Below are 11428 nucleotides of genomic sequence, written 5' to 3' on the forward strand. Positions count from 1 at the left end.
CAACAACATGCTTGATGTCCTGACCAAAAACCCTGGTTATCCTGAGAACTGGGAGGAGGACGTGAGCAGCGTGAGAATGGTGGGCTTGAGAGATAACGATTATCCATTTGCCTTGGATTATGAGAAGATTCTTGCACTAAACAGGTCAAAAGAAGATGTAACAAGTATTTTAAATCAGCTTGTCCGTGGAAAAGACTTTTTGTTTGAGGTCTATGTTTCCAAGTTTAATTTAAGTGTTTCTGGAAGTTTTCCAAAGATTTATTTAAATAACGTCACATTTGAAAATCCAAGGGGAACTCCTCCGGGTGTAAATTTTAATATAACTAAGAAAGAAAGTGAAAATCCGAATAGTGATAATAGTGAGTTTGAAGCAAGTTACATTGAAGTTAGGAATATTGGAGGCATAAGTTATGTGAATGGAGATATATGTGGCTTACTCAAAGATAATAATCTTGTGTTCGATGAGAAAACTGGTTTCTATTATCTAAAATTTATAACCTTGGATTCCATTTGGATAAAGGCATGGCGAGGTCAGGGGGGTGGGGAAAATTGGATTTCTCCTTCCCCACTTGCTTTGCCTCCAGGAGTTGTAATTGAGATCTTTATAAATCCCCTTACCCAAAGTAATTTTAATATAACGTTCTCGCCGGACGGATGTCCACAAAATGGCGCTTCTCCATTTATTTTTAAGTTTACTGGCAACGGTAATGTTGTAGTTAGTGTATCGGGATATGATAATGTTTTCCCAACCTTAAACTCCTCTTACACATCAGCAAGAGACCTCTTGGGTGCTGGAGAAACACTTTATTGGTTTTCCTTAATCAATGGCACCTTTGTGGATGACATTAACCTCATAAAATCCTCAATGGCGAGTTCCCCATGGATAGAGCCGGTTGAGAGAACGATAGTATTTCCAAAATTTGCGTACAACCTTTCCTCCGGACCTTCAGCTGAGGAGCCCCTCATCTATGGCTTCATGAGGTATAATCCATTAGAAGGGACCTCAATAAGGATTAGAGTTAACTCGACCAACTATGGTAACCTAACACTGTTGAGTAAACTTGGAACAGAGATTAGAGCACTTTTTGTCTATGGGAACTCTACAGACCTTAACGCAACTCTGGTGTGGTACGAGAATGGAAATGCAACGTTAAAAGCATATGAAGGGGTTAACGGTACAGTAACAATGTCCTTCGAGGAGCTATTTGGCTCTTCAGATACTACAAATAAACTCATAGGGCTCTGGCTTTATTCCCTAGAAGGATGGAATAGGAGTGACGTCACGATTGAAGTAGTCCCAACCATAGAATATATGCTGGAGCCGAAGTTTGAGAGCACAATAATAAAGCTATGGGTGTGGGATGACAGATGAAGAGGAGAGGATTTGTATTCACGCTTGATGCGTTGATCTCATTGCTCCTAGTGATGGTATTTGTAAGTGCCTTGGTTACAGTGAATAACAACATTAATGTATATTCTACTTACATGAGAGAACATAGTAAATATGACGCCCAAGATATATTAAACATGTGGAGGTCAGTTTCTTTGAGAAATTTAGTTCCTCCGGAGAAAATAGAGGAGTGGAAGAGTGATGGGACACTGGATGAAGTTTTTGTAACTCCTGATATGCCCCCACTTGAGGTTGTAGCTACTTACTGGGCTATAAATAGTACCTTTCAGGTATCACCTTCTTATCAAGAAAGAGCTGAAAAAATACTCAATTATCTTTTAACAGAAATTGTGAACCGTCAACTGGGGTACAAGTACCAGCTTATTATAAATAACTACACAAGCCCATTTTTAACATTTGACTACTCTTATGAAAATGCAAGTGACGTTTCTACCGCTACTGCAATGGTGAGTGGATTCAAGTTTAACCAGACCCCAAGAGGTTATGTGGCTAAGGCATACTTAACAAAAGGAACTTTTGTGAGGCAGGAGTTAATTGGTATACAGAGAGTTTTGGCTGGAGGAACTAAACAATCTAATGCGTATTCCTTATCTCTATCTCAGTTTAACTTCTACTATCAAGCTTATTATTCATCTGGCTGGGATTTTGACAAAAATGATATTCAATCTGGTCAATTTATTGTTCAGGGATCGTATGATAGTTCATCAGTTAACATAAACGATGATCTTGGTAATAACTGGGTAGATTATGATTTTTATTATGATTTTTATAGTGGATATTACGTTTATATGCTTCAAATCTATTCAGGAAATACCGAGGTTATTAGGGCATATACGACATGCATTTCCTATAACCTTGAAGGGAATACATTAACAGAGACCTATAGAATCTCTAGGCTCTATTACTATTATCCTAATGGTGATTACATTAAAATAGACTTTACTGATGGTGTGTTTCTTGAGGTTACGTGGCAAGGTACTCGATATGGGATTTACTACATAAAAGATCATATATCATCATCAAGAGTTTATGAAAATAATCCGACAATTTCGTCGATTACATATTACACGTCTCAATATAACTCCCTTATAATTAACTCTACTGTACTTCTGCCAGATGATGCAAACGTGTTGGATGCTCTTTGGCACGCAGCTCAGAGAGGTCAGTACGAGACAATGCAAGTAAGTATAAATGGAAATACCCTTGCTGATCCATATAATGAAAATGTTACCACATTTTTCCATAATGGAACGAACACGGTAGAGGCAGTTTTTGCAAGCTACGGGGATGATGAAATAGGTCTCGGTAGTGGGAGCTGGCTTTACCTTAAGTACAATTCTTCTGATCCTAGTGTTGAAGATCCAGGATTAGTTAAGCTTTATGATGTTACAAGTGCGGGGACAGGAATTTACTATCTAAACTCCCTCTTTGTTCCAGGAAATATAAAAGCCATAAATGCCACCCTCACCGTTGAGGGTGTCCACGAGGTTAGGATATACTATTCAAATGGAACCGCGTTAAATCTCGTTTATGAAAACACGACCTTAGATGGGGGCATAACTACGTTGGTAATATCCAATGAGACACTTCTTGGGGGAATTTTGAACTATACTACACTTGAGAATTTAAACAAAAAGAACTTCAACCTAGTTATAATGTTGGATGCATATTATGATCCCGCATATGATCGTACTGTTAGATATGCAGGACAGGACTATCACACGGACTGGAGTAATACGCGACGCCTTTATGGTTATCCCAATTCCTCTATAAAGATAACTTATGAGAGTGATATAAAAATAAACAAGTTCTATATTCCACAAGAAGAGTTCAAGAATCTTGATCCTTCTCAGACATACTCTACATATATGACCTTTAATTATTATCTTCCTGACAAGGCTGTTCCGTGGTATATTGATATATGGAGTGCGATAAACTTTTATCACAAGGCTGTTCCGTGGTATATTGATATATGGAGTGCGATAAACTTTTATCTTAATTATCTCGGAGTTCCTGGAACAATAACGCTCTATGAAAATTCTCAGCAATTTATTCAGACACCTCTTGACTATTACCTGATCAGAGTATCCTACAGAAAATTGCAGGATTTCATGATGGTTCCTGGGCAAATTAATACATTCACTATAAGCGCAAGCAGTCAAGATGATTACTATCGTTTTAGGCCTCTCGATAGTAGAGCAATCGTTCACTATTTCCTTTATGGCTATGCCCCCTACGGAGATATCTTTGATGAATATTCTCAAAATGGAACATGTGGATATAATCTTCACTACTACTACAATCTGTCCGGAACTCTCGGTGATGGATACGTTGAGGTAGGATATTGCAGGGATCCTACGAAGTATCTGAATCTGGAGACATCTCAGCTTGAGCCTACCAAATACGCCTTAGATGATGCTATAGTTAGATTATTTGAGAATTTAGGGGCGGAGAGTTATGAGAAAAGCGGTATAATCCCCGGCACTCAGAACAATCGGATATTGGTAAAACTTGATAATCTTAGAATCGACACAATTGGCTTGAGAAATGTTCCAAAGACATTGCATCCAATTGAAGTTACCCTGAGACTTTGGAGGGAAGGCCAATGAGAAGGAGAGGTTTTGTCCTGAATTCCTTTATTCTAATTCTTTTGGTACCTTTACTACTCCTGCTGGTCACTTATGAGGATGTATCTTACTATGTATTACAAGCTCAGGCAGACAGAATATCTGTTGAAAGACTACACAATATAATTTCTCAACTTGAACGTGATTTTAGCAATGCAATGAAGCTTTCTTCCCAAAAGGCAATACTGGTCGCGGTTGAATATGCAATTACTAACACTCAGTTCTTCGATAATGCATCTCGGGCATTAAGTGAATTAATTGTTAATGGTACAATTGAGGGGAGTTTTCAGGATGCTATGAAAAATATAACAATTTCATATTGGGTAAACAACACACTTAACTTTCTCAAGAGTCAGGGATATTTCGTAACTCCCTCCTCTCCAAACAAGATTGTGAATAATATCGAGTTGTATGTCTATCCACTAGACTCATTTCATATCGTTGTTTTGGGACGTGTAAATGGCCTAGAAATCAGAGATCTCTCTGGTAAAATAATCTATAACGGTAGTATACCTCAATCAGACTATGTGTATAGTATAGTCGCGATAGATAATATGGAGGATCCTTTTATTTCAACAATTACGGGAGGGGGATATTCCCGGGTGATAGTTCCTTGTAATAATTCTTATCCCATGCTATTTGGTTCTCATAATGTAAGTAGTTTTTTGGAGTGTGTACGGAATTTTAGATACTTTGGCTCAAATACCGGTCCATCATTCTTGGAGAGATTAGAAGGTAGCATAGTTAACCATGAGTACTATATTGCTAAAGGACTTGAAATGCAGAAAAAATTTGAATTCAGAACTGAATATCCTGTAGGATTAGTTACGTTTCTGGTTCCTGACAGGAACTATGATGACCGGCTTTATAATTATTTATTGAGTGTAGGGGTGAAATTGGAAGATCAAACTTCTTCTGATTATTATTTCCTCAAGTACTACATAGAGGAAGATGAGACTACAAAGAAGGTGGGATATCCCTTAAGTGGGTCAGATACAAATCAACTACTCCTTGATTGTGATAGTGCTTGGGATATATTTAATACGACAAACGTCTTGATAGGATCATCTTGTCTTGGGTGAAAATCATGACCATGGATGAAATCCTCTATAAAGTGGGCGAAGCAGCTGAATCCTTCGCAATAAAGTTTGCAAGGTTTATAAACGAGACCATAAGGGAAATAGCAAAGCCAACACCCTCTCAAAAGCCTCCAACTTTTAAACTCCTCAAAAAGCTTATAAAGAGGCAGCTTACCACCCATGAATTCCTAAGCCTGAAGCTCCAGCTTTCGTTTGTAACCTATCTGGTTCTCTCTCTGGTGATTGTGCTGCTCTTTGGAAGTGAAATTTACCTGGGAGTGCTCTTTGCCTGCTACTTCCTCTACCTGAGGCACTTGATCCTCAAAAACCGTGACTTTTTCATTGAAGTTGAGCCTTATAGATTCTTTTATTACGGACTTACCCTGATAGCATTCCTCTCCTTCCTTGGTTATCTCGTAATAAGGAGGTTCGCAAAAAACGTTTACTACTTCTACGGCTATTTAGTTGCAATTTTTGGAATTGTGCTTATTTTCAGGCACCTTTATAAATCAAAGTTCACCCGGGACTGGACGTATGGAGTTGTTGAAGAGGTCAAGGGAGAGCTTGTAAAGGTGGATGTACATGATGACATAAGGGCCAATGTTAAACCGGGCAAATACTGGGTGGAAAGTGCAGAGAAAGTTGAAGTCGGGGACATAGTGAAGGTCCTCGTGGAAGAAAGAGTCTTCAGGAGTTCCATCCCAAAAAGGATTTTAGAGGTTCACAAGGCAAAGCCCTCATCGTCAAACACCTCTACGGAGCCAAAGGCAGAAAGTGAAAGCAATAATAACAAGTAGAGGGATGTGTAAGGCTCTCTTTTATATGTTTTCACGAACCCCTCTCCGTTTTTAATTATAAGGGGCTCTACATCACTGGAGAGCGGTTTGATTATAATGTCCTCTCCTCTAAATTCACAATCCAGCTTGAGACCTCTGCAAACTCTCTTAATAAACATGTATCCCTTCTTGCGATTCCTTATGGAGAGGCGGTAGTATATGGTGTAACCCATAAGACCACCTACTACAAAGAAAAGTAAAAAATGTAATTTTAAAAAATTTTCTGTTTGCTGGGATGGGATAGTTACTTCTCTTCTAGCTTTCTCAGATCAATTCTTTCTATGCCCAGCTTATCATAAACGTTATCGGAACTTATTATTCTCCCCTGGCAGTTTGCTGCGTGAAATGCATCAAAAACGTTTACCCCGTACTCTTTAATATAAATCGCGGCTTTGAGGTATTTTGTGTCCTCTATGTTGCATATCGCCATAACGCTTGAGGCAATTTTAACTGGATCAAGATCATATCGTTTGGCTAAAAGCATTAGCTCAATAAAAGTGACCTCCGATGTTGTAATCTGTCCCTTGTATTCTTTGAGTATCTTCTTTGCATTCTTTTTCAGCCAATCGTTTGGCTTTAGAAGAGCGAGAAAAAAGTCTGTATCTGCATAAATCATTGTAATTCCTCCAGAGCTTGTTTTAGTATTTCTCTCTTGAGTTCCTCAATTGATTTCTCTGGGAGGCTTTTTCCAATTTTTTCAAGTTCTTCTATCGGATTTTCGGGTTTTGGGATTATTAATATTCCTTCTGGAGTTTCTACCAAATATACCTCCCCGTGGATCCGCTTTCTCATGCTTTTTGGGATATAAACTCTGCCCTTAGAATCTATTTTTGTGAGCATTTATTTCCACCACAATAAAAATGGGTGGGAAATTATTTAAGATTTTCCCAAAAATCAAAGCTCCCCACAGAGCCTGGCAAAGTTTCTGTAAATCTCACTTCCCTTCTCTGTGTGTGCAACCTCCGGATGAAACTGAACCCCATAAATTGGAAGTTCTCTGTGCTTCATAGCCTCAACCAGGCAGAATTCGCTCTTAGCTAAGAGCTCAAACTCTTTTGGAAGCTCTTTGACTTCGTCCATGTGGCTCTCCCAGACCTTAAGCCTTTTTGGGAGTCCCTTGAAGATTTCATTCTCCTCGAGTATCTCAATCTCAACAAGACTGTATTCTGCTTTTTCTCCTCTACCAACTTTGCCGCCAAAGTGCTTCGCTATGAGCTGGTGTCCCAGGCATATTCCAAGTATGGGCACGTTGAAGTCTTCATAGTTTTCTAAGATAGCCTTGCAGTTTCCAGTTCTTTCCAAATCTGGCCCACCTGAGAAGATAATCCCTTTGGGCTTCATTGCTTTTATCTCTTCAAGCGGCGTTGTGTTTGGGATTATTTTGGCTTCAATGCCAAGATATCGGAGCGTTCTCCAAATCCTGTGTACGTACTGACCGTGGTTATCCATTATGAGTATCATTTCGCATCACTCAAACTCAATTGTAGCAGGGGGCTTGTTGGTTATGTCGTAGAGAACCCTTCCCACCTGAGGAATCTCGCTTGTTATTCTGAAGGCTATTCTCTGAAGCACCTCAAAGGGAACGTCCATTGCATTTGCCGTCATGCCGTCTAGGCTCTCAACGACCCTAACTGCCACTGTCTCTTTGTACGCCCTTATATCTCCCTGCACGCCAACGGTTTTAACCCCGAGGAGCACGGCAAACGCTTGCCATGGCTTTAGACCAGCTTTTTCAATCTCTTCCTCCACTATTGCATTAGCCTCCCTCACTATGGCTATTTTCTCCGGTGTCACTTCCCCAATAACCCTCACGGCTAATCCTGGCCCCGGAAATGGCATGCGGTTGTATATCTTTTCTGGCAGACCGAGCTCTTTTGCTACCTCCCTAACCTCGTCTTTGTAGAGCTCCCTTAGGGGTTCAATGAGCTTGAGGTTCAGCCTCTCAGGCAAGCCGCCTACATTGTGGTGGCTTTTTATCTTCCCCTGGCTTTCAATCCAGTCTGGAGCTATAGTGCCCTGAATTAAGAAATCCGCGTTAATTTTCCTCGCCACTTCCTCAAATACATCTATGAACGTTTTTCCTATGATTTTTCTCTTTTTCTCTGGGTCGGTTACACCTTTAAGTGCCTCAAAAAACTTTTCTTGAGCATCTACATAGATTAAGTTCAAGCCGAACTCGTCCCTGAAGGTCTTTACAACGAACTCGGGTTCTCCTTTCCTCAAAAACCCTGTGTTTACAAAGACAGCGTATAGCTTATCTCCAATTGCTTTGTGGGCCAATATTGCGGCTGTCGAGCTGTCCACGCCTCCGCTTAGTGCTATTATTGCCTTTCCATCTCCAACGGTCTCTCTAATTTCATTAACCTTTTCCTCGATGAATTTCTCCCACATGAGTGTCACCTTCGACATAAAATTGTAAAATCTGATTTAAAAATTTTGCTATTTTAAACATAAAAATGTTGAAGATCACCTCTCGAAGGGGTAGTTGGGGGCTTCATTCGTTATGACTATGTCGTGCGGGTGGCTCTCTCTAACTCCCGCGTGGGTTACTATCACAAACTGCCCTTTCTCCTTAAGCTCTTCAATGTTCCTTGCTCCAACGTAGCCCATTCCGGCTTTTAGTCCTCCTATAAGCTGGTAAAGCACTTCGCTTACTCTGCCTTTGTATGGAACAACTCCTTCAACGCCTTCTGGTACGAATTTTCTCGTTTTCATGTGTCCCTTCTGGTAATACCTCTCTGCTCCTCCCTTCATCATTGCTCCCAAGCTTCCCATTCCTCTATATTGCTTGTACTTTCTTCCGTTTATTGTTACTTCCCTTCCCGGGGCCTCTTTAGTTCCCGCCAGAAGGTTCCCCAGCATAACCGCGTCTGCTCCTGCCGCTATAGCCTTGACGATGTCCCCGGAATACCTTATGCCTCCATCCGCTATTACTCTAATACCGTATTCTTCGGCTCTATCTGCCACCATGGAGATTGCCGTTATCTGCGGAACTCCAACTCCCGCTACAATTCTCGTTGTGCATATGCTTCCCGGCCCTATACCCACTTTCACGGCATCTGCAAAGGTTAAGTCGTCGACAGCTTTTGGGTTTGCTATATTTCCGACTATCATCTCTGCGTCGATTTTGTTTCTCATTTCTTTCATCGCTTTTATTGCCTTGAGGTTGTGTGCGTGAGCTGTATCAACGACAATAACATCCACTCCAGCTTTATCTAGGGCAAGAGCTCTCTCCATGTCAAAGGGGGACACCGCAGCGGCAACCCTTAACCTGCCTTCTTCGTCCCTAACTGCGTTTTTGTACTTTTTCCTTGCCAAAAGGTCGCTTATGGTTACAATCCCAACCAGTTTGCCCTCTTTATTCACTATGGGCACTCGGTCTATGTTGTTCTCACCCTAGTTCCCACCATCTGTGAAGTTGTATAATCTGTCCAGATTCACGGCCAGAATCGCCCCTAAAATCCTGACAACCAACCCCCTCAAACTAACACTCCTGCTCGGCTTCAGAAGAAACTCAGAAAACTTCGAAAACAAAGTCTCAATCCTCCTGCGAAAGTCAGACAAGTACTTGTAAAACTTCTTCTCCTCCAGATTACTAACCTGATTCTCCCGCTTCACCGGCGTGTAAACAACGCCAAACTTCAGGAAATCCTCCTGAAGTTCTCTACTAACGTAACCCTTATCCAAAAACAGAAAACAGCCAGAAAACTCCTCAACAATCACCCAGAACTTTTCCCGGACAACACTCACATCATGCTTATTCGCCGGATCAACAGACAGTAAAGCCAGCAAATTTCCATCAGAGTAACAGGTCAGCTTGTACCCATAGTAAAACTTTTTAGAGGGAACAAACCCAACTGCGGGCTTTTCAGAGATGATTTCTGAAGAACCCTTCTTCTCCTTCCTGTTTTTCTGGCCAACTCCTTGGTCTGAATGGGCTTTGAGTCCAGTATTCTAACGTATTCTCTGGCGTGTTTTTTGAATAATTCTTCCTGCGCTAGGAGCAGGAGTTTTTCGTGCCTGTTCAAGCGTTCTGTTAGTTTGTTGTACCTGATTTTGGGGAACAGCTTCATTTCTTCGATTAGGACTCTGTAAGCGTGCTTGTAAACTCCGTTAAAGTGCAAGTGTAGCTAGTATTGCGAAGGTTATCAGGTCGTAGAGGCTGATTATTTCCCTGTGAGTGTTTTTCGGGTAGTGTTTGCTGATTATCGGATAGATTTCGGATTTTATGATCAGGATTTCCTGCTGAAAGTTCATAACAACCACCAATCAACCAAAAGACTTAAGTGCTTATAACTCTAACGATCTAATGGGAACTAGGGTTTGTTCTCTATCATGAGGCTCATTATTTCTTCTATGCTTGCCGTTTCTTTTGCCGTTATGACGTCTTTTGTCATGATGTCCCTAACCTTTTCCCCTTCCCTTGTCGTGATGTCTGTTTTTGTGATTATTCCGACCAGTTCCCCCTCTTCCACCACTGGAAGTCCATCTATGCCCTCTTTTTCCATCAAGAAAAGTGCGTAGTCGATGCTCTCTTCTGGAGAGATCGTGATGACTTCCTCAATAGTTTCTTCCCTCTTAACTTTCCTGACCATCTCTGCCTGCTCTTCTATGCTCATGTTTCTGTGGATAACTCCCAGCCCGCCTTCCCTTGCCATGGCTATTGCCATTTCCCATTCCGTAACTGTGTCCATTGCTGCACTGAGAATTGGGATGTTTAGCTTTATCTCTGGAGTGATTTGGGTAGAAACGTCAACATCTTTCGGCTCCACTTCAGTTGCCTGTGGAATTAAGAGCACATCATCAAAGGTGTACCCCTTTATTGCATTGACAAGCTTTTGTTCAAATTTTCCCATTCTTTTTCTCCTCCTCACCCTTTTTATGGTGAGAAGCCATGGGTCTTTTAAAGTTTACTGTGCCAAAATTTATGCTCGAAACCCTGTGAATGATCAAATTTTTGTTAAAAATTGAGGTTAAGGAGTGAAGCGAGGTGTTCTCGGCTCTCGTTGTGGGTCTTGATTTTCCAATTTTTCCCATTCTAGTGGTCTTATTTTCAAATCAAACCCCTTACAACAGTTTGGAAGTCTTTAGTAACTGAAAGTTATTATCAGACAAAGAGTTACAAAATTTTGAGGGTTTTGTAACGAAATTTTTTCGAAATTTTGAACTGGGGCTTATCAGGACTTCTTTGATATTCTTTCCTCGTGGAAATTTAACTTTTTTTGGATTTAAGGATGTTTTAGGGCTTTGTTTTTGATTTTACCTTTTGTTTTGTCTCTGGAAGTCTTGTGAACATTTTTGTGCATTGAAAGAAAAGTAGTAAGTTCAGGCGAGTGAGTGCTTTAAAGTCTTGTTTGAAATCTTGGATTTGAGCCTTCTTATGGCTGTTTTATTGACCCTTTGTGGGGGCGTGTTTAGTTTCACCCCCTGTTATTTAAACAGTATTTGACTCTGAGGAGGATTTTCAGACCATAA

The 11428-nt window shown here is 40.7% G+C and carries 10 protein-coding genes and 3 pseudogenes; 4 read left to right on the forward strand and 9 right to left on the reverse strand.

Annotated elements, in window-relative coordinates; all coding sequences use genetic code 11:
* Nucleotides 1–7: 7 nt before the first annotated feature.
* From THEPK_RS11060 to THEPK_RS11075, 4 genes are read left to right on the forward strand one after another with little or no spacing between them, the layout of a single operon-like run.
* Nucleotides 8–1372 carry a hypothetical protein gene (locus tag THEPK_RS11060; RefSeq protein WP_042701923.1) on the forward strand — a complete coding sequence of 455 codons (1365 nt, stop codon included), beginning with the start codon at nt 8–10 and terminating at the stop codon, nt 1370–1372.
* Nucleotides 1369–4020: a hypothetical protein gene (locus THEPK_RS11065; protein ID WP_042701924.1), complete on the forward strand. Its 2652-nt coding sequence runs from the start codon at nt 1369–1371 to the stop codon at nt 4018–4020. The genes THEPK_RS11060 and THEPK_RS11065 overlap by 4 nt, the downstream gene beginning before the upstream one ends.
* Nucleotides 4017–5120 carry a hypothetical protein gene (locus THEPK_RS11070; RefSeq protein WP_042701926.1) on the forward strand — a complete coding sequence of 368 codons (1104 nt, stop codon included), beginning with the start codon at nt 4017–4019 and terminating at the stop codon, nt 5118–5120. The genes THEPK_RS11065 and THEPK_RS11070 overlap by 4 nt, the downstream gene beginning before the upstream one ends.
* Before the next feature lie 5 nt (nt 5121–5125).
* Entirely contained in the window at nt 5126–5914 is a 789-nt protein-coding gene (locus THEPK_RS11075; RefSeq protein ID WP_042701928.1) for a DUF2101 family protein, read from the forward strand.
* Here THEPK_RS11075 and THEPK_RS12755 read toward each other — a convergent pair.
* From THEPK_RS12755 to THEPK_RS11120, 9 genes and pseudogenes are all read right to left on the reverse strand, one after another.
* A complete protein-coding gene (locus THEPK_RS12755) occupies nt 5839–6126 on the reverse strand; it encodes a hypothetical protein (RefSeq protein WP_083965085.1) in 288 nt (95 codons plus the stop codon). The genes THEPK_RS11075 and THEPK_RS12755 overlap by 76 nt on opposite strands.
* Nucleotides 6127–6197: 71 nt before the next feature.
* Nucleotides 6198–6569: a type II toxin-antitoxin system VapC family toxin gene (locus THEPK_RS11080; protein ID WP_042701934.1), complete on the reverse strand. Its 372-nt coding sequence runs from the start codon at nt 6567–6569 to the stop codon at nt 6198–6200.
* Nucleotides 6566–6793 carry an AbrB/MazE/SpoVT family DNA-binding domain-containing protein gene (locus tag THEPK_RS11085; RefSeq protein ID WP_042701937.1) on the reverse strand — a complete coding sequence of 76 codons (228 nt, stop codon included), beginning with the start codon at nt 6791–6793 and terminating at the stop codon, nt 6566–6568. The genes THEPK_RS11080 and THEPK_RS11085 overlap by 4 nt, the downstream gene beginning before the upstream one ends.
* Before the next feature lie 54 nt (nt 6794–6847).
* Complete coding sequence (locus THEPK_RS11090) at nt 6848–7414, reverse strand: GMP synthase subunit A (protein ID WP_042701940.1); 567 nt, start codon at nt 7412–7414, stop codon at nt 6848–6850.
* Between the two features lie 6 nt (nt 7415–7420).
* Entirely contained in the window at nt 7421–8344 is a 924-nt protein-coding gene (gene guaA, locus THEPK_RS11095) for a glutamine-hydrolyzing GMP synthase (protein ID WP_042701943.1), read from the reverse strand.
* 75 nt (nt 8345–8419) lie between these two features.
* Nucleotides 8420–9346: pseudogene (guaB, locus tag THEPK_RS11100) on the reverse strand (IMP dehydrogenase); the annotation flags it as partial.
* A 3-nt stretch (nt 9347–9349) separates the two neighbouring features.
* Nucleotides 9350–10219 (reverse strand): annotated as a pseudogene (locus tag THEPK_RS12760) (IS982 family transposase).
* A 56-nt stretch (nt 10220–10275) separates the two neighbouring features.
* A pseudogene (locus tag THEPK_RS11115) lies at nt 10276–10809 on the reverse strand (IMP dehydrogenase); the annotation flags it as partial.
* Nucleotides 10796–10990: a hypothetical protein gene (locus THEPK_RS11120; protein WP_042701952.1), complete on the reverse strand. Its 195-nt coding sequence runs from the start codon at nt 10988–10990 to the stop codon at nt 10796–10798. The gene THEPK_RS11120 and the pseudogene THEPK_RS11115, both read right to left, overlap by 14 nt.
* Nucleotides 10991–11428: the final 438 nt, after the last annotated feature.

It is taken from the genome of Thermococcus sp. PK (assembly GCF_000430485.1).
Classification (GTDB): domain Archaea; phylum Methanobacteriota_B; class Thermococci; order Thermococcales; family Thermococcaceae; genus Thermococcus_A; species Thermococcus_A bergensis.

Bases quoted from the DNA above. Each gene is read 5' to 3' on its own strand.
- THEPK_RS11060 (WP_042701923.1), top strand. From the start codon at position 8: ATGCTTGATGTCCTGACCAAAAACCCTGGTTATCCTGAGAACTGGGAG.
- THEPK_RS11065 (WP_042701924.1), top strand. From the start codon at position 1,369: ATGAAGAGGAGAGGATTTGTATTCACGCTTGATGCGTTGATCTCATTG.
- THEPK_RS11070 (WP_042701926.1), top strand. From the start codon at position 4,017: ATGAGAAGGAGAGGTTTTGTCCTGAATTCCTTTATTCTAATTCTTTTG.
- THEPK_RS11075 (WP_042701928.1), top strand. From the start codon at position 5,126: ATGACCATGGATGAAATCCTCTATAAAGTGGGCGAAGCAGCTGAATCC.
- THEPK_RS12755 (WP_083965085.1), bottom strand. From the start codon at position 6,126: ATGGGTTACACCATATACTACCGCCTCTCCATAAGGAATCGCAAGAAG.
- THEPK_RS11080 (WP_042701934.1), bottom strand. From the start codon at position 6,569: ATGATTTATGCAGATACAGACTTTTTTCTCGCTCTTCTAAAGCCAAAC.
- THEPK_RS11085 (WP_042701937.1), bottom strand. From the start codon at position 6,793: ATGCTCACAAAAATAGATTCTAAGGGCAGAGTTTATATCCCAAAAAGC.
- THEPK_RS11090 (WP_042701940.1), bottom strand. From the start codon at position 7,414: ATGATACTCATAATGGATAACCACGGTCAGTACGTACACAGGATTTGG.
- guaA (WP_042701943.1), bottom strand. From the start codon at position 8,344: ATGTGGGAGAAATTCATCGAGGAAAAGGTTAATGAAATTAGAGAGACC.
- THEPK_RS11120 (WP_042701952.1), bottom strand. From the start codon at position 10,990: ATGGGAAAAATTGGAAAATCAAGACCCACAACGAGAGCCGAGAACACC.